The organism is Streptomyces sp. NBC_00122 (assembly GCF_045160845.1).
Taxonomy (GTDB): Bacteria; Actinomycetota; Actinomycetes; order Streptomycetales; family Streptomycetaceae; genus Streptomyces.
Window position 1 is genome coordinate 7,288,097 of record NZ_CP108191.1, and the last position, 16,822, is coordinate 7,304,918.

Below are 16,822 nucleotides of genomic sequence, written 5' to 3' on the forward strand. Positions count from 1 at the left end.
ACGTGACTGCCTGGTCAGGCTACTCCTGCGCGGTGCGGCGGCGCCGCATCCACCACGTCAGGGTGACGCCGGCCGCTGCGAGGGCCGCGGCGACACCGGCGATGAGGCCCACCGGTGTGTTGGAGCCGGTGTCGGCGAGGTCGCCGTCGGGGTCCTCCCGTGTGGGCGGCGTGTTGTCACCGCCGCCGGGGTTGGTGGGCTCCGGGGCCGGGGTCGTCGGGGGGTTGGTCGGCTTGCCGGTGCCCGACGGGGTCGGTGTCGGGGTGGGGTCGTCGCCGGGATCTTCGCCGCCCGGGTCCTCGCCGCTGCCGTCTGTGGCCGGGCCTGCGCCGAGGTACAGGGTGTCGAGGTCCCGGTAGGAGGCGTCATCGGACTTGCCGGAGTTGACGGTGGTGTTGTCCAGGTCCCGGTTCTGGGCGTCGAACTGGGCCTTGGGGATGTTCTGCTTGGGCTGCTCGGAGAAGTCGACGCCGCCGACGCCCTGCTTATACAGCTTGCCGCCGTACTCTAGCTCGAACCACTCGATGCCCTCCTTGATGGACTGCATGTACTTGTCCCAGACCTTTTCACGGGTCCAGTCCTCATGGGGAGCGCGGATCGGCCAGGCCGAGGCGTCGTTGGAGTTGATGATGTCGTGGAAGTCCGTCGGGGACTTGGCGTCCTGCTGACGGATGTACTCGGCGGCGACGCGGGCGTTGTAGACGGCGCGCAGCTCGGCGTACTTGGGGTCCTTGTTCACCCGCTCCTGGATGACCGGGACGATGTTGGCGTTGACCGACCGTTCGATGGCCTTCTTCTCGGCGTCCGAGAGGTCGGTGCATTCGGTGGATCCGGGGACGGTGTAGTCGACGTCCAGCCACTCGGCGGAGACGTCCATTGGCGATTCGAGGATGTAGATCCCGCCGTCCTGCTCGCGGACCTTGGCCTCGTCGGGCTCGATCCAAAAGCGGGTACCGGGGAAGCAGGGGATGCCGTTGCGGCGCGGCGCGGTGTCCCAGTACAGCTTGCCCCCCGGATGCTTGTCGGGGTTCAGGGCCTCGGAGAAGTCGTGCTTCATGACCAGGTCGGCGTCGAGGAGGACGCGGCCGGCGTCGGTCTTGCCGAACGTGGCGTCCATGACCTTGTCCGGCTGGTCCGGGTTCAGGTTGACCCAGAACTTTTCGGGGGTCAGGGCGAGCCAGGTGAACAGGGCGTCGGAGGAGAGCTGCATCCGGGCTTCGCCGCCGAAGCCGGGGTTGTTGTCCGGGTCGGGCATCTGGTCGGCGCGCATGGAGTAGCTCATGCCCTTGCCCTTTTCGAGGCCGCCGACGTACCGGAGTTCCATGGTGGTGAAGTCGACGCCGCCCGGGCCGCCCCTGGGGAGGGTGCCCCTCGGGTCGAGGCGGTTGGCGTCCCGCTGGTAGCGCTTCGCCTCTTCCAGGGTCTTCCCGGAGGACAGGGCCCGGTCGTTGGCGGGTCCGCGGGTGCCGCACGTGTTGGCGCCGACGGCCGAGAGCTGCGTTGTGCCGGTCTGGCAGGCGGGCGCGAACCACCGCTGATGGTCCGAATACCCCTTGATCGGGGTGGTTTTGGACACCGGGTTGTACATGCGCTGGTTTCCGCGCACCTGCCCGGTCTTCCCGTTCCGCATGTTGCGTACGTCGCGCTCCAGGTCGTCGATGAGCTTGACCTGGCCCTTGGTGAAGGGCTTCGCGCCGGTGAAGCGGAACTTGTGGTCGGGCATCGACTTGGCGACGACGCGGTCATTCGCAAGCTGCTTCGCCGTCAGCTTCGAGTTCGACTTGAACTCGTTGAACTCTTTGCTCTTCTGGTTGTAGGCGTCGTACCGGCGCTCGCCGACCTTGTCGCCGTTCTTGTCGAACAGCTCGACGGTGACCTCACACAGCCAGTCCGGGCCGATCAGCTTGTAGTCCTTGACGAGCTGCCGTTCGAAGCCCGAGCCCTTGTGGTTGTTGATCTGGTTGCGGATGTACCGCTTGTCGAACCAGTGCTTGAACCCCAGGTTCTCCTTGTTCGCGAAGTACCGGGCGTAAATCTCCATCGCCCGGTCCGCAGGCTTCCCCGACGCGTTGGCGATCTTCTTCCATGCCTCGACGTTCTTGTCCAGGTCCCCGGGGACCTTCGACAGGGCCTCGGTCTTCTGGGCGGCTGTCGGTGTCTGAAGGCCGTCGTACGCCTGTCCCGGAAGGTCGAATTCGAAGTTCTTGGGGAGGGCGGTGTCCTTGTGCAGGTTCCCGGTCGGGTTGTCGGGGAACCCGGAGTCCGGCGGTGTCGTCGGGGCGGTCGGGAGGCCGTTGCGGGTGTCGCAGCGCTTCCCGGATCCCGCCTTCATCTTCGCCGAGACCGGCGGCAGCTTCGGTGGTGCGGCCTCGACGGCCTGGAGCCCGGTTGTGACGATCGCGGCCGTCAGGCCTACAGCGGCCGTGAACCTGGCTGCTAACCGCCACTTGGACGGTATACGAATGTGTTTGTTCAAGAGCTCGTCTTTCCCTCTCCGGTGGGGCCTTGAGGGGGTGTGGGCGGCGCGTGGGCCCCCGTGACATGTACGCGCCACCCGACCACCATAACTCCCACCCGCCACGGGTAAAGATGAGTTAAGGCGTGTCGGCGAAGCATCAACGCCACTGCGCGGGCTGCGAGTTCACACATCGCGACCCTCGGCCCCAGGGTCACCCGCCGACTTGCGCCTAGACGAAGTACAAGCTCTCCATGTCCCTAACAGCGTCCTCGGAGTGCCGCACACGGAACGCCGTCGTCTCCATCTCCTCCCACCCCCACGGATCCGAGTGCCCGAGCGCCAAGCCCCCCAGGCCCGCCCAGTAGACCTCGTTCGCGGGCACGTCCAGGTCGACGCCGGCGTTGTCCACCATCCACCCCCTGAGATCCAGGGACGCGATCACCGCACGCGGATCGCCCGAGACGACGAACGGCTCATCATCCGGCCATCCCGATGCGTGGAACATCGCTCCGTCCGGCAACCACACCATGTTCTCGGTGTGCTCCATCCCCCCGTGGTAGGAGACCCGTCCCACGATCCGCGCATCCGGGAACCGCTCCCGCAACTCCTTCGCCGCCGACCGGAGCGGCTCGTCGTTGCCGTCGGTCGCGAACGCGGGAGTCACGATGCTCAACATGCCGCCCCACGCGGCAGCATGCACGATGTCCAGATCCGACCGTGCTGCCGATGGGAGCGGGGTCTGCGCGGAGCGCGGCCCGAGGTCCTCCAGGACAGCCTCGATGCCCTCGAACGACTCGACGAACGCGCGTGCGCGCTCAGGGTCGTTGGGGGGCAGGTTGCGGGCGTCGACGTTGAATGGCGCCTCGAACGCTGTCAGGTGGCACAGACTCATCGAGCCGCGCACGATCCGGTCCGGCGCAGAGGTCCAGTAGGTGTTCTCGTTCATGCGGGCCACCGTAACGGCCGGCGATGACAGAAGCGCCGCCGCCCAGCCCCTCGGCGGATGTGCGCCCCGTGCGCTGGTGGAAACACGCCTGCGGATCTGCGCCGGCCCTGGGAGTGGCCGGCGGATCCGAACAGACTCACCCCTTCCCAGGTCCGTCGCGGGTTCAGGAACCTGCGGGCGAAGACCGGCACGCCAGCCGCTGCACCAAAACCCGGTGCTGGCACAGATCTTGGGGAGTCGTCACGGAGTGTTACTGGAGCTGGATCATCTTGCGGAGAAGTGCGCGCGAACCATGCCGTAGGTGACAGGGGCGTGCTCGGCGACCAGCTCACCGTGCAGTCGGGTGTGCGCAAGCTGGCCGCGGCCCTCGGGACCGATTCCTCCAGCCTCTACCGGCACTTCCGCAGCAAGACCGAACTACTGCGCGCGGGCGCCGACCGGATTCTCCTGGCCGCGGTGGACAGCTACCGCCCCGAGGGGCGACTGGAAGCAGCGCATCACGTCCTTGGCGCTGCGCGTGAGAGAGGCCTTCGGGCAGCAGCCCGAGCTCGCCGCGGTCTGGGGACGCTACGCATCAAGCGGCACCGGTTCCCGGCTCGTCATGGAAGCGGTGCTGGAGGCGCTGCGCGCGTCGGGACTGCCCGACGAGGAGATCCCGGCGCGCTACCACCGGATCACGGTCCTCCTCGCCGCGCTGATCGCCTCCGAGGCAGGGGTCAGCGCGGTCACCCCGGAAGAGCACGAACAGGGCATGGAGCTGTTTCGCGTGGCGGTTCTGGGCGCCGACCCCGAACCCTTCCCGACCCAGGCTCACTTCGCCCGCGACGTCCGCCTCCTCGGGGTGGATCGCCGCGCCGCGTTCGAAGAGATCCTCGCCGCCCAACTCGCCCACATCAAGGCCGCAATCTGCCCGAGCTAACCGACCGGCTCGGGAGTGTCGGCAAACAATGGCACCCTCAAGTGATGCACTCCTGGTCGAACAGCACGGCAGGCGGTCTTGAAAACCCGTTCGAGCAAGGGGAGAGTCATCTCGACGGATAGGCTCAAGGTTGGGGGATCGAACGATGCATACACGAAACCACGACGCGCCCTGGGGCATCACGCGCATGGCGCCGTACGCGGAGACTGACCCGACTCCGCTGCTCACCCCGGTGATCGACCCTGAAACCCAGATCGCCGTCATCATCGACGAACACGGCCGCACCGTCCAGCTCGGCGACCACCTGGTCAGCATCAGCTCCTCGAAATCCACGTCCACCAGCAGCAGCACCAACAGCTCCACAAGCACCAGCGGCTACGAGGGCTCGTCGGACTCCGACGACAATTCGGACTCGGATTCGGACTCGGACCACCACTAACACTGATGGCGACTGCTCCGAGCGGGTCAGTGCTGGTGCTGACCAGCCCACATGATGTGACCACCGACTTGGTTCTGCGAATCCTCGCGGAGCGCCAGGTTCCGGTGGTCCGTCTTGATCCAGGTCCCGATCTGCTTGCGGGCGCCGCTCTGACCGCCTCGTACCGCACAGGCGATCAGAGCGGCACGCTGCGCACGCCGAGCCGCGAGCTCGACCTCACCAGGGTTCGCTCCGTCTGGACGCGCCGCCCCTCACCCTTCGAAGGCCCTGCCGGACCGGACTTAGCAGAACGCAAGTTCGCCGCGTCACAGTCCCTGTGGGGCGCCGGCGGTATCCTGGCGTCCCTCCCTGGTGCCCACTACGTGAACCATCCATGGAACAACCGGGCAGCGGAGTACAAGCCGGCCCAGCTCGCCGCCGCGCAGCGCAGCGGCTTCTCGGTCCCGAGCACGCTGATCACCAACGACCCCGACGCCGCACGGGAGTTCGTTGCCTGCCAGATCGGCGGAGTCGTCTACAAGCCGCTGTGGAACACGCCGTACAAGGTTCACGGCCAAGCGAGCCAAGTGTGGGTACGAGAGGTCCACGCGCACGAGATCACCACCGCCGTCGCCTCCTGCCCCCATCTTTTTCAAGCCAAGGTGGACAAGGTGTGCGACGTACGCCTCACTGCTGTTGGCAACCGACTGTTCGCGGTTCGGATCGACAGTCCTGACCTTGATTGGCGGCGACGGCAATCCCTGATGGAGTGCGCACCGATCGCCATCCCCCCGCAGGTCGCGCGCTCGGTTCGCGCTTACCTCGCCAACTTCCAACTCACCTTCGGCGCATTTGACTTCGCCGTAACAGCCGCCGGGCACTGGTACTTCCTCGAATGCAACCCCAACGGGCAATGGGCATGGCAGCCCGCCTCGATCACGGACTCGATCGCCCATGCCATCGCCGATCAACTCCACAAAGCCCCTGCCGTGTGAAAAAGACCGCCCTCCGCACCCCAGGCCACAGCACCACAGCGCGCCGAAGGGCGGCACCGGCCTGGAGGTCCGGTGCCGCCCTTCGGCGTACTGACGCCCCGGGGCGTGCGCCCCGGCGGGATACTCGTCGTCCTGTTCGCCGTCCACCGCGGCCGGGTCGCGCAGCGGGCGCAGTCCGTTTTCTGGCTGGGAGGAGGTGAGGGCGTACCGGCCGAGCACGTTCACACGGCCGGCCCTCAGCGGGGACAGGCATGCCACGTCCTCGTCCAGGACGCCGTGCTCGCGCTGGTCGGTGGGCAGCGCCCGGAGCTTGGCGATGGCGGCGTCCAGGTAGCGCGTGTTGCATGCACAGCACCACGGCGTTCAGCACCAGCCCCATACTGGCCAACTGGTCCTCCTGGCCGTCCTTGTACGCCTGCTGGATGTGGCCGCGCCTGCCATAGCAGATCGCGCGGGCCAGGATGTGGCGGGACTCCTGCACGGTGAGCCGGCGGTTCATCCGGCGCCGGTAGGCGTCGTCCACCGGGTCCACCAGGTCGAACAGGTGGAAGGTCTTCTCGATCCGACCGTACTCGGCGAACGCCCGGCCCAACGGGGTGGGGTGGCCATCGCGGCCGAACACCCGCAGCAGGTCGTAGGCGCGGACCTGGTTGGTGATCAGCGACCCAGCCACGCGCAGCATGTCCGGTCACTGCTCGCGGATCTTGCGCAGGTGCCTGCCCCAGCACTCCGAAGCCCATCTGACCTGGGCACTCATCACCGTCATGACCCGTAGGCTCACCTGCTGGAGCCATGCCAAGTGGGACAGGGGCTGACGAACGCGTAGACGGTCGGCGTGAGACGGTCGGTTTCCCGGCCGTGGGCACGCTCCTGCACAATCCATCCGCGTCGGCGGCCCGGCTCAGACGCTGGAGGAGACCTCGGCCTTCTCGTCGGACCCCGTGCCCTTCGCCTCGGCCGCCGCTAGCCTGCGGTTCCGGCGGACCGAGGACCAGAAGGACCAGGCGATCAGGATGACGCCGACGAGGCCGGTGATGACCTCGTTGATCTCGTACTGGATGGTGACGAGCAGGAGCACGGCGAGGGCGCCGATGGCGTAGTGCGCGCCGTGCTCCAGGTAGACGTAGTCGTCGAGGGTGCCCTGGCGGACCAGGTAGACGGTCAGCGACCGGACGTACATGGCACCGATACCGAGGCCGAGCGCCATGAGCACGATGTCGTTGGTGATGGCGAAGGCGCCGATGACTCCGTCGAAGGAGAAGGAGGCGTCGAGGACTTCGAGGTAGAGGAACATGAAGAACGCGGCCTTGCCGGCCATGGCGACGACCGAGACGGGCTTGCCGCTCTTCTTGGCCTCTTCCTCCGCCTCGTGTTCGGCTTCCTCCTCTTCCTCCAGCTTGTTCTCGAAGTAGCCGGAGAGGCCGCCGACGATCATGTAGGTGATCAGGCCCAGGATGCCGGAGACCAGGACGGTCTGCGCCTTGTCCACGTGGACGCCACCGTGCTGGTGGGCCTGGGTGGCGAAGGTCATCGAGGTGATGACCAGGACGATCAGGGCGACGCACGCCGACAGCATGTCGATCTTGCCGAGCTTGGCCAGCGGACGCTCCAGCCAGGCCAGCCACTTGATGTCACGGTCCTCGAAGATGAAGTCGAGGAAGATCATCAGCAGGAACATGCCACCGAAGGCGGCGATGGACGGGTGGGCGTCGGTCACCAGCTGCTGGTACTTGTCCTTGTCGTCCAGCGCGAGCTGTACCGCTTCGATCGGACTGATCTTGGCACTGACGGCGACGATCACGACGGGGAAGACCAGGCGCATGCCGAAAACCGCGATCAGGACACCGATGGTGAGGAAGATCTTCTGCCAGAAGGCATTCATCTTCTTCAGGATCCCGGCGTTGACCACGGCATTGTCGAAGGACACCGAGATTTCGAGGATGGACAGGATCGCCACGATCCCGAAGCCGGCCCACCCCCCGTATAACACTGCCGCGATCAGGCCGAGCGCGGTGACCGCGAACGACCAGCCGAACGTTTTCAGAAGCACGGGCTACCCAATCGTCGTGTACGGGGCTCCCCGCGCCGTACATGGCTTTACGAAACGTTGACCCTGAAGTCTAGAGCGACGCCTCGCAGCCCTGACACATCCCCCCGGGCCAACGGTTCGCAACTTCCGCTCGTCGCCGTGCTGGTAGACCTACTGAACTTGAAGGCGGGTTGTCGTAGGGGGCTGACGGTTGGTGATCGTTGCGGTATGCCGGTTGTATGAGGTATCCGCAGGGTGGGGGTCTGACCGCGGAGAGGCAAGCGTTCCGTGAGCGGGTCCGGATGGAAGCGGTCGGTATGTTCGCCGATGGGCGGGGCAGTATGGAGATCGCGAAGGAGTTACGGGTCAGCGTCCGGTCGGTTCAGCGGTGGCGGCGAGCCTGGCGGGAGGCTGGTCAGGACGCGGTTCGTTCCCGCGGTCCGGCATCCCGACCGAAGCTCAACAAAATGCTGTTCGCGGTGCTCGAGGAGGAGTTGGCCAAGGGGCCGGTCGCTCATGGGTGGCCTGATCAGCGGTGGACGCTGGCCAGGATCAAGACCTTGATCGGCCGCCGGTTCCACAAGTCCATGACGTTGTCGGGCATTTCCCAGATGCTGCGGCGGCACGGCTGGAGTCACCAGGTTCCGGCCCGTCGGGCCGTCGAGCGTGACGAGGCGGCCGTGGCCGGCTGGGTGAAAGACGTGTGGCCGCACGTGGAACCACCGCGGCGGCGCTCAAGGCCTGGCTCGTGTTCGAAGACGAAGCCGGGTTTTCGATGACGCCGCCGGCCTCACGCACCTGGAGCCGACGCGGAACCACTCCGGTCATCCGGGTCCGCGGCCGTTCCCAGCGACGCTTCTCCATCGCAGCCCTGTGCTGCTACAAACCCGGCGAACGCTCCCGCCTCATCTACCGGCCCAGACGGCATACCGACCACAAGAGCGGCGGCCGCAAGAGCTTCGCCTGGACCGAGTACCGCGACCTCCTCATCGCCGCCCACCAGCAGCTCGACGGCCCCATCGTCCTCATCTGGGACAACCTCAACGTCCACAAAGACCACCGGATGCGGGCCTTCATCGACGCCACAGACTGGCTCACCGTCTACCACCTGCCGCCCTACGCCCCCGACCTCAACCCCGTGGAAGGGATCTGGTCGGTCCTCCGCCGAACAAGCCAGGCCAACACCGCCTTCACCGACCCGGACCACCTCATCCGCCAGCTACGACATGGCCTCCGCCAGATCCAATACCGCAGCGACGTCGTCGACGGATGCCTCACAGCGACCGGACTCACACTGACGACACCACACCTACAACCTCAGTAACCGAAGAATGTCGCCGACTCCATGGACGCGTTTTCACCGAGTGCCTGAGTGCGAACCTGCGGCGCATCACCGTCGTGGGGTTGCCCAGGATCGGGCGAGACGGCTGTGCTCGTACTTGGGATCGCCCTGAGGAGCGCGGGCTTCACCGTGATCATCGACCTACCCGACATAGCGCTTGAACCGGACGGATGGGCCGTTCCGGAACCGCCTCCGACCTAGACTTCCCGGTTCTCAATCAGGCACTGAGCGCAGGACCACCCTGGCCGGTCAGCTTGATCCCGTCCGCCTGGGCCCGGCCCACCAGCTGACTGATCAGCTGGTCGTCCAGGACATCCGGTGCCAGCCCGGCAGGCTGCACTTCCAGTACGGCCTCAGCCGATACGGTCAAACCTCTCATCAGGTGTCACTTCCTGTCCGAAGAACCACCGTTGACCGGGCTCTGGCTCACATTCGGTGGTGACGGAGTGTAAAGGAGGCTGAGTGTTGGCTGCCGACAGCGGTCAAGCTTCTGACCTGGGTGTTTGATGTGCAGTCGGCGCTGCAGTGCGCAAGCAGGCCAAGCAGGTAGTGCTCATGTCAGTGGCGGGGACTCGCAGGCGTGCCGACGATACAGAGCGCCCGTCCCATGGTGCGGAGCTGCGACTTCACCGTCGACGCCCCGCCGTCACTCTCGGATACCACCGAATGTGAGCCAGAGCCGTTGACCGTACAGACCCCGCACCGGGCAGCTCGGCCATCGCGATCAACATGACCACACCCTCGCACGACCGACGGGTCAGCGACTGGCTCTCCAGGACGGACAAGAACCTCACCGCTTATCCGGCCACACCGCATCCACAGGATTTGACAATTGCTCGGGCCATTCCGTGAAGAACATCGAACGTGGCCGCCCCCGCTGCTCGGGGCTGTGCGATGCGTTCGCGTTCTTCAGAGCTTGCAGGGACCCGAGGCGAGTTCTCATCCCGCCGCCTGCGTTCGCCCCGTGCGACTCGTTCGTGGCAAATCTGTGGGTTGCGCATGGTGCGAGAGGCGATGCTCCTGCGGCTGCAGACGACAGGGCGCCTCGTGCCGATCCCCGGGTGACGGTCTGTGGCGTAGGCGCGAAACCGAGCAGCCCGCGCATCGCCCGCAAGGGCGTAGAGCCCTCCCAGCGGGTGGTCCGGCATCGTTGGAGCGTGGACCGCACGGTGGCGTGGCCGGCGGGTGCCGCCGCCTGCACTGTCGCTACGAGCGCAAGACCGCACGCTTCCTGGCCTTCGATGCCGTCGCCGCCTCTGCCAGGCAGACGGCCCACCAGTTCTTCCGTATTCCGTTGCAGCGAGCCGTTTTGCGAACAACCATGGCCGTCATGGAGCGACAACCGGGGCAGATTATTGACTGCGGAGACTTCGTCTTGCGACGTTGGCGGGGGCAGAGCGACTTCGCTCCGGCATTCAAGTTGATCGAGGAGTCTCTGGACCACTTGCGCCCCTGGGAGCCGTGGGTCGCCCGTCACAGCGAGAAGGGCACCCGAGACTTCCTCGCGAAGTCCGAGTCAAAGTGGGCAAGCGGTGAGGTGTACGACTACGCCATAGCCAAAGACGGCATTCTCATCGGCATGTGCCAGAGCTACCACGGGTCCGAACCTCAGGGCTGGCGCATGGGGTATTGGCTGCACCCTGCCGCCACGGGCCGGGGCATCGCCACGAGAGCGACGGCGGCCTTGGTCACCGAGATGTTCACCCTGCCGGACGTGGAGTACCTGGAAATCGCGCACGACCTGGCCAACACTTCCAGCGCCGCGATACCACGCCGTTTGGGCTTCACGGAAGTCCTGCGTGAACCGGCAACGCCGCCCGCAGCTCCCTCAGGCAGCGGGATCAACGTGGTCTGGCGGCTGAACCGCCCTACACCGCCCGTTTTCGACGCTCCCTGCCCCTGAATACGGGCGGCATCGCGGAGGCGGTTCCTTTCCAGGTGAGGCGAGGGGGTTGGCCGGCGGTCGGGTGTTCTTCGCGAAGATCTCCTCGGCCCTGCGGTCCGTGAGGAACAGGGGGCCGCGGGTGCGCCGGGCGATGAGCCGGGGCAGCAGCTGGGCGGTTCCGGACTGCCGGTGAATCCACTCGGTCGCTCCGCCCCGCTGGTCCTCACGGTGAACACAGCCCCGGGTGTTACCCAGCGCTACATGTTCGTTCGCCGTAGCTGTACGCCGTCAACGGCTGTTCGCGGATGCCTTGTTCGAGGTGGTGACCGCATCTGGATCGGTGGAACGTTGCGGCGCCGCGGAGCCTTCCGCGGGCTTGGACCTCGCCAGCCACAGGCCGGTGAACACGGCGGTGGCCAAAGTGACGGCGCCGGCAGCGAGGAAGGCGCTGTTGAGGCCAGTCTCGAAGGAGGCGCCGCCAGACTGCCGGGTGCGGACGATGGCTCCGAGTACCGCCACGCCGAGCACCGCGCCGATCTGCCGGGTGGTGCTGCTGATGCCTGATGCGAGGCCGCCTTCCTGCGGGCTGACTGCTTGGATGGCGGCTCCCGTCAGGGGGGACATGGTCAGGGCGAAGCCGATGCCGACGACTCCCAGTCGCCACCACACGTTCCCGTAGCCGGTGTCGGCGTGCACCGTGCCGAGCGCCAGCAGTCCCAGGCCGGCCAGGGCCAGGCCGGTGGTGACCACGATGCGGAAGCCGTACCGGGCGGCGAGCCGGCCCGCGTACGGGCTGACGATCACCATGGCGAGGGATACCGGCAGGGTCTGCAGGCCGGCGCGCAGGATCGAGCTGCCCTGGACGTACACGAAGAACTGGGAGAAGAAGAACGACGAACCCATGAGCGCGAACCCCACCACGACCATGGCGGTGTTGGACACGGTGAACAGGCGCTGCCGGAACAGCGGCAGCGGCAGCATCGGAGCGGAACGACGCGCTTCGACGGCGACGAAGGCGGCGAGGAGGATCACCGCGGCGGTGAAGCTGCCCAGGATCACCGGAGACGTCCAGCCGCGGGCACCACCCTCGATCAGCCCGTAGGTCAGTGCCCCCACCCCCAGAACGGACAGCACCGTCCCCGGGATGTCGATCGCGGGGGCGCTCGGATTGCGGGTCTCTTCAAGGCTGCGCAGACCGACCAGCAGAAGGACCACGCCGATGGGCAGATTGACCAGGAAGATGGCGGGCCAGCCGAGGGTATCTGTCAGCACTCCGCCGGCCACGGGGCCTGCGGCCAGACCGATTCCGCTGAATCCGGCCCACAGGCCGATCGCCTTGATTCGTTCTTGCGGCGCGGGACAGGCGGCGGCGAGCAGGGCGAGCGAGGCAGGGCTCAGCGCCGCGGCCCCGATGCCCTGCAGCACCCGGCCGACGACCAGCCAGCCGAGCGAGGGTGCGAGGCTGCACAGCACCGACGCGGCGGTGAACACCGCCACGCCGGTCAGGTACACCCGCTTGCGGCCGAACCGGTCGGCGAAGACACCGCCGGACAGCAGCAGCATGGCGACCAGCAGTACGTACGCGTCGACGATCCATTGCAGACCGGTCAGCTGAGTGTGCAGCCGGTGCTGCATGTCGGGCAGCGCTGCTCCGACAATCGTGTTGTCGAGCAGGACCATGAACTGGCCCAGGCAGGTCACCGCGAGCAGCACGGCCCGGTTCGGTCGGCTGCCTACGGCCGCATGCGATACCGCCATGGGGATTCCTCTCAATCGTCAGTTGCGCTTCTTCACGACCAACGTGGTCAGCCTCTGAGCGCCCTAAAGCAGTCAGCGGATGCGTTAGGAGACTGTAAGGAGGGTTGCCGCTCAAACGCAAGTCGTGACTGCATTAAGGTGGGGCGATGAACGAGCGACAGCAAGCCCGGCGGCCCGGCGGACGCAGCGCCCGCGTCGGCGCGCAGGTGCGCCAGGCCGTCACCGACCTGATCAGTGAGCGCGGCTACGGCAACTTCACCGTCGGCGAGGTCGCAGCCCGCGCGGGCGTGGCCGACAGCAGCATCTACCGCCGGTGGGGCAGCCTGGAAACCCTGCTCACCGACGTGGCGCTCACCCGCCTCAATGCGCAGTCGCCGATGCCCGACACCGGGAGCCTCGCCGGCGACCTGCGCACTTACGCGGCCAACGTGGCCCGCGAGATCACCGGACCCGACGGTCTGGCGGTGGTGCGCCTGGCCGTCGCCCTGTCGAGCAGCGGTCAGCAGGGCCTGCAGGCGGGTGACGACCTCCGCGCCGAACGCATGCGGCAACTGCAGTCCATGCTCGATCGCGCCCGCGAGCGCGGCGAGCACGCACCCGACGCGTTCGACGTGCTGGACCACATCCTGGCCCCGATGTATATCCGCGTCTTGTTCGGCATGGTCCCGCTCACCCCGGACTACGTCGACCGGCTGGTCGACCGATTGCTGTGACCTCGACGCGGTCCCCGGGATCAGCCCTCGGACGCGGTGCCAGGGCTCCGCGGAGCCCTGGCACCGTGAGGTGCCGTGGCGGGTTTCTGGCGTATCTGGGTCATGCCCCGACAAGACCGGGATCACGGTCCAGTGGTCCTGGCTCGGACACCAGGGCCCATGCAACCCGCCGGTAGGTTCCGGAAGCTGAACCGTTGTGGCGGGCGGCGGGGTCTCGCTCGGCGACGTGCCGGGCTACCGAATCGACACCGGGGCGGGCGTACCGCTCCAACGAGCGGACGGATGCGCGCCGGGACCGCGCGAGCAGCATCCGGGTAGAGGTGCCCTCCTCGGCGTCGTGCCTGAGGGCACTGCGGCGGAGCCGGTGCAGGGTCCAGCCGTCCAGGTGCTCGATGCCCTCAGGCGAGGCGAGCGGGTTGGCCAGCAACCGGGTGTGCTCCTCGAAGATCTCCTCGGCCCGGCGATAGGAGAGCCGGGCCCGGCCAGTCTCCTCGCACACGTCCAGCGTCGCGATCCCGGCCGGGGCCCTGCGGCCGGTGAGGAACAGCGGGCTGCGGTCACCGGTTCGATGGTCACGCTCGCTCCGCCCTCCCGGCGCCGCCGCAGTAAATGCGTACACCTCACCCCGGCTGCCGGAACCGTCCGCCGCAGGTCGCGATGGTCACGATAGGGGCTCCGCCGCAGTTCCGGCGTTTACTGCGGCACCACACTGACGGTCCATCATCGGCTGGAAGTCCGATAAGCCGACCCGGAAGTGGAACGGCTTCTACCGCCATCCGCTGTACCGCTGCCCCTCGCGCGGGGTCCGGCCCCGAGCATCACGCGGGGCTACATGTCCGTTCGCCGCAGCCATACGAGAACAGAGCCGTGTACGCGGCGAGGGGTCGCTGGCGTCTAGCTAGAAGGCTGCAGAAAATCTCGGGTTCTGGCCCCGGCTCGGTCCAGTCTTGTTGGCATGCAGGGGGAATGGGCCGGGGAGACGGTCGGGCCGGATGTGTGGGAGACGTGCCGGGAGTTGATCCCGGCGGGGAGTGTCTTCGCGTTCCTGGCTGAGCATCGCGAGGTGCTGTTCCCGCCGGGGATGTTCGCGGACATGTTTCCCTCGTCCAATGGCCGTCCGAGTCTGCCGCCGCAGGTTCTGGCCGCGGCGGTGGTGCTGCAGAGTCTGCACGGGTGATCCTTCACTGCCTATCCGTTGTAGGGATTGTGCAGACATGTCGAGCATGTCTGATTTCCACCCGCCCTCGATGGCTGCTGCGTCGACAGTCGTCGGCCACGATGTCCCCACCACCCTGAGAGGCCACGCGGCTGCTGGCTGCTGGCTGGTGGCGTAGGTGAAGGGTGTGGTCGAGGTGTCGCCGGACAAGGGCCTGGCCGCCGCTGAACGGCTGTGGTCGGCCCCGTTGGTGTTCGGGGCCGGCGCGATGGTGGGCCCTGCCCGCCCGGCTCGCCGCGGTCTCCTTCGGCGACCTCGGCGCCCACTGGGCGATCGCGGTAAACCTGCTGGCAGGCAGCCTGCTCGGCGCGTGGGCCGGGGCCTCGTGGGCGGTGCGCATGCGCTCCGCGACCTTCTACAAGGTCCTAGCGGTCCTCATGGTTGCCATGGCCGCGGCTTTGGTGGTCACCCGCACCACCGCCGTTGGATCCCTGGATCTGCCGGGCCCGGTCCAGGTCGTGGCCGGGGTGGTGGCCGGGTTCGGGATCGGCGTGGTCGCGGCCATCATGGGCGTCGCCGGCGGGGAGCTGCTGATCCCCACGATCGTGCTGCTGTTCGGAACGGACATCAAGCTCGCGGGAACCTGTCCCTGCTGGTGTCCCTGCCCACGATGCTCGTCGCGTTCGCCCGCTACAGCCGCGACGGCAGCTTCGCCGCCCTCATGGCGACGGGCTCGATCGCCGGCGCGCTCCTCGGTGGGTTCCTGCTGGGCGTGATTCCGGACCTGGTCCTGATCCCTGCACTCGCGGTGATGCTGCTGGTCTCGGCGGTCAAGGTCGCCCGGCACAACTGACCCAAGCGAACCTGACGACCCTCAGCGCGGGCCGCCACCCCACCCGGTGGCGGCCCGCGCTTTCGCGCGCCCCTGGACCGGCACGTCCCCCTAGGCCCGGACCAGGCCGCGGTGAGGCTTGGCGTGCGGCGCCGGGACTTTGACGAGGTGGTCCGCCTCGGGTACGTCGCCCCCGTGGGCCCGGTGGAGGTCGACTTCAAGCACCAGGGCGGGGTGACGACCGTCCCGCTTTACAGCGCCCTCCCTGTTGCATGGGCGTGTTGAAGCTGATGCAACAGGGCTGGTTCGGCCCCAGGTCGATGTACTGACCCCTGCCTCAACTGCTGATCAGGGTGCGGTCCAGGAGGGGGAGCAGGCGGTCCCAGTGGCGCTTCAACCCGGAGGCGCTGAAAGCGTCGGTGTCGGACATGGTGAAGCCGTGGATGGTGTGGGGGTAGATCTCGGATGTGTAGCGGACACGTGCGGCATCCAGGGCCTGGTTGAGCTCCTCAAGGGCCTGGGGGGTCAGGTCGCCCTCGGCATGGCCGAGGTGGACTTTTGCGGTGATCCTGGAGAAGAGGTCGGGCCCATCGGCGCCCACGGGGCCGTGGAACGCGGCGACGGCGGCCACCCGGTCCGGGTGCGCCGCGGCGGTGCGCATCGCGAGGAGGCCGCCGATGCAGTAGCCGGTCACCGCGACCGGACCGGCGCCGACTTCGGGCTGGGTGGCGAGGAACTTGAGGTAGGCATCGGCGTCGCTCAGGGCACGTTCGACTGTGTGCGCCTGGATCAGGGGCATCAGCTGGGCCATGACTTGGGGGCGGACCTCTTCGCCGATGTGCTCGGGCAGTTCGAGCACCGGTGCCGAGCCGTTCCGGTAGAAGAGGTTGGGGACGAGCACGTAGTACCCGTGCCTGGCCAGCTCGCGGGCCAACTCCCGCAGTGCGGGCCGGATGCCGAAGCCGTCTGCGTACATCAGCACCCCTGGGTGCTGCTCGCCGCGGTCGGGAAAGGCGGCGAACGCGTCGGCCTGACCGTCCGCGGTGGGAATCTGCAGCGTCTTGATGGGCATGGATCCTCCTGTCGTGGTTGATGTGTCGAACCTGTGATCAACACGACGAAGGCGGAGCTCGCGCAGCAACGCAAGATCCTCGATCGATCAGCGGGCCGAAATCTGCCCGCGCGGTGCTCAGAAGAGCACCGGGTCACCAATCCGTGTGTGGCGCGATGCCGTCCCGGTAGTCATCCCCACAACGTAGAGCACCGAACAAAGCCGACGCTAGTACCACCAGCCCGCACAGCGCACTCGAACACTCACTCACCTCAACGCGCAGGACTTGACAGGGAAAGCGCCGAGGCCATTGCGCTCCT

At 67.2% G+C, this 16,822-nt stretch carries 15 protein-coding genes and 5 pseudogenes; 12 read left to right on the forward strand and 8 right to left on the reverse strand.

The window, feature by feature from the left end; translation table 11 throughout:
- Positions 1–19 precede the first annotated feature (19 nt).
- Together OG737_RS33405 and OG737_RS33410 are read right to left on the reverse strand one after the other, a co-directional pair.
- Positions 20–2,476, reverse strand: coding sequence for a hypothetical protein (locus OG737_RS33405; protein WP_405922371.1), 2,457 nt, complete (start codon positions 2,474–2,476; stop codon positions 20–22).
- A 211-nt stretch (positions 2,477–2,687) separates the two neighbouring features.
- On the reverse strand, positions 2,688–3,404 hold the full coding sequence (locus OG737_RS33410) for a DUF6333 family protein (protein WP_405922372.1): 717 nt from the start codon (positions 3,402–3,404) through the stop codon (positions 2,688–2,690).
- 90 nt (positions 3,405–3,494) lie between these two features.
- Between OG737_RS33410 and OG737_RS33415 the strand changes: the two are divergent.
- The 4 genes and pseudogenes from OG737_RS33415 to tgmB all read left to right on the forward strand — a co-directional run.
- Positions 3,495–3,650 (forward strand): annotated as a pseudogene (locus OG737_RS33415) (transposase); the annotation flags it as partial.
- A 66-nt stretch (positions 3,651–3,716) separates the two neighbouring features.
- Positions 3,717–4,323 (forward strand): annotated as a pseudogene (locus OG737_RS33420) (TetR/AcrR family transcriptional regulator).
- A gap of 145 nt (positions 4,324–4,468) precedes the next feature.
- The gene (tgmA, locus tag OG737_RS33425) at positions 4,469–4,762 is read left to right on the forward strand and encodes a putative ATP-grasp-modified RiPP (RefSeq protein ID WP_328929943.1); all 294 of its coding nucleotides are present in this window, start codon (positions 4,469–4,471) and stop codon (positions 4,760–4,762) included.
- A 5-nt stretch (positions 4,763–4,767) separates the two neighbouring features.
- The gene (gene tgmB / locus OG737_RS33430; protein WP_328929944.1) at positions 4,768–5,736 is read left to right on the forward strand and encodes an ATP-grasp ribosomal peptide maturase; all 969 of its coding nucleotides are present in this window, start codon (positions 4,768–4,770) and stop codon (positions 5,734–5,736) included.
- A 147-nt stretch (positions 5,737–5,883) separates the two neighbouring features.
- Here tgmB and OG737_RS33435 read toward each other — a convergent pair.
- Positions 5,884–6,421 (reverse strand): annotated as a pseudogene (locus OG737_RS33435) (Tn3 family transposase); the annotation flags it as partial.
- A gap of 216 nt (positions 6,422–6,637) precedes the next feature.
- The gene (locus OG737_RS33440) at positions 6,638–7,786 is read right to left on the reverse strand and encodes a DUF475 domain-containing protein (RefSeq protein ID WP_328929945.1); all 1,149 of its coding nucleotides are present in this window, start codon (positions 7,784–7,786) and stop codon (positions 6,638–6,640) included.
- 218 nt (positions 7,787–8,004) lie between these two features.
- On the opposite strand from OG737_RS33440, the gene OG737_RS33445 reads away from it, so the two are divergent.
- Both OG737_RS33445 and OG737_RS33450 read left to right on the forward strand, forming a co-directional pair.
- A complete protein-coding gene (locus tag OG737_RS33445) occupies positions 8,005–8,544 on the forward strand; it encodes a winged helix-turn-helix domain-containing protein (RefSeq protein ID WP_331742949.1) in 540 nt (179 codons plus the stop codon).
- The gene (locus OG737_RS33450) at positions 8,541–9,089 is read left to right on the forward strand and encodes a transposase (protein WP_331743267.1); all 549 of its coding nucleotides are present in this window, start codon (positions 8,541–8,543) and stop codon (positions 9,087–9,089) included. The genes OG737_RS33445 and OG737_RS33450 overlap by 4 nt, the downstream gene beginning before the upstream one ends.
- 235 nt (positions 9,090–9,324) lie before the next feature.
- On the opposite strand, the gene OG737_RS33455 is transcribed toward OG737_RS33450, so the two are convergent.
- Positions 9,325–9,486, reverse strand: a complete 162-nt coding sequence (locus OG737_RS33455; RefSeq protein ID WP_405922373.1) for a hypothetical protein — start codon at positions 9,484–9,486, stop codon at positions 9,325–9,327.
- A 721-nt stretch (positions 9,487–10,207) separates the two neighbouring features.
- Between OG737_RS33455 and OG737_RS33460 the strand changes: the two are divergent.
- Both OG737_RS33460 and OG737_RS33465 read left to right on the forward strand, forming a co-directional pair.
- Positions 10,208–10,365, forward strand: a pseudogene (locus OG737_RS33460) (IS5/IS1182 family transposase); the annotation flags it as partial.
- Between the two features lie 72 nt (positions 10,366–10,437).
- A complete protein-coding gene (locus OG737_RS33465) occupies positions 10,438–11,010 on the forward strand; it encodes a GNAT family N-acetyltransferase (protein ID WP_405922467.1) in 573 nt (190 codons plus the stop codon).
- Positions 11,011–11,280: 270 nt separating this feature from the next.
- Here the strand turns inward: OG737_RS33465 and OG737_RS33470 are convergent, their stop codons facing one another.
- Positions 11,281–12,750 (reverse strand): MFS transporter, encoded by a 1,470-nt coding sequence (locus tag OG737_RS33470; RefSeq protein WP_328929947.1) that lies wholly within the window; start codon positions 12,748–12,750, stop codon positions 11,281–11,283.
- Between the two features lie 146 nt (positions 12,751–12,896).
- On the opposite strand from OG737_RS33470, the gene OG737_RS33475 reads away from it, so the two are divergent.
- The gene (locus OG737_RS33475) at positions 12,897–13,463 is read left to right on the forward strand and encodes a TetR/AcrR family transcriptional regulator (protein ID WP_328929948.1); all 567 of its coding nucleotides are present in this window, start codon (positions 12,897–12,899) and stop codon (positions 13,461–13,463) included.
- A gap of 100 nt (positions 13,464–13,563) precedes the next feature.
- On the opposite strand, the gene OG737_RS33480 is transcribed toward OG737_RS33475, so the two are convergent.
- Positions 13,564–14,082, reverse strand: coding sequence for a site-specific integrase (locus OG737_RS33480; protein WP_405922374.1), 519 nt, complete (start codon positions 14,080–14,082; stop codon positions 13,564–13,566).
- A 336-nt stretch (positions 14,083–14,418) separates the two neighbouring features.
- On the opposite strand from OG737_RS33480, the gene OG737_RS33485 reads away from it, so the two are divergent.
- The 3 genes and pseudogenes from OG737_RS33485 (at position 14,419) to OG737_RS33495 (ending at position 15,472) form a co-directional block, all read left to right on the forward strand.
- Positions 14,419–14,640, forward strand: a complete 222-nt coding sequence (locus OG737_RS33485) for a hypothetical protein (RefSeq protein WP_405676437.1) — start codon at positions 14,419–14,421, stop codon at positions 14,638–14,640.
- 164 nt (positions 14,641–14,804) lie between these two features.
- Positions 14,805–15,197: pseudogene (locus OG737_RS33490) on the forward strand (hypothetical protein); the annotation flags it as partial.
- Between the two features lie 77 nt (positions 15,198–15,274).
- Entirely contained in the window at positions 15,275–15,472 is a 198-nt protein-coding gene (locus OG737_RS33495; RefSeq protein ID WP_405681526.1) for a hypothetical protein, read from the forward strand.
- Between the two features lie 316 nt (positions 15,473–15,788).
- Here the strand turns inward: OG737_RS33495 and OG737_RS33500 are convergent, their stop codons facing one another.
- The gene (locus OG737_RS33500) at positions 15,789–16,523 is read right to left on the reverse strand and encodes a dienelactone hydrolase family protein (RefSeq protein WP_328929951.1); all 735 of its coding nucleotides are present in this window, start codon (positions 16,521–16,523) and stop codon (positions 15,789–15,791) included.
- Positions 16,524–16,822 lie beyond the last annotated feature (299 nt).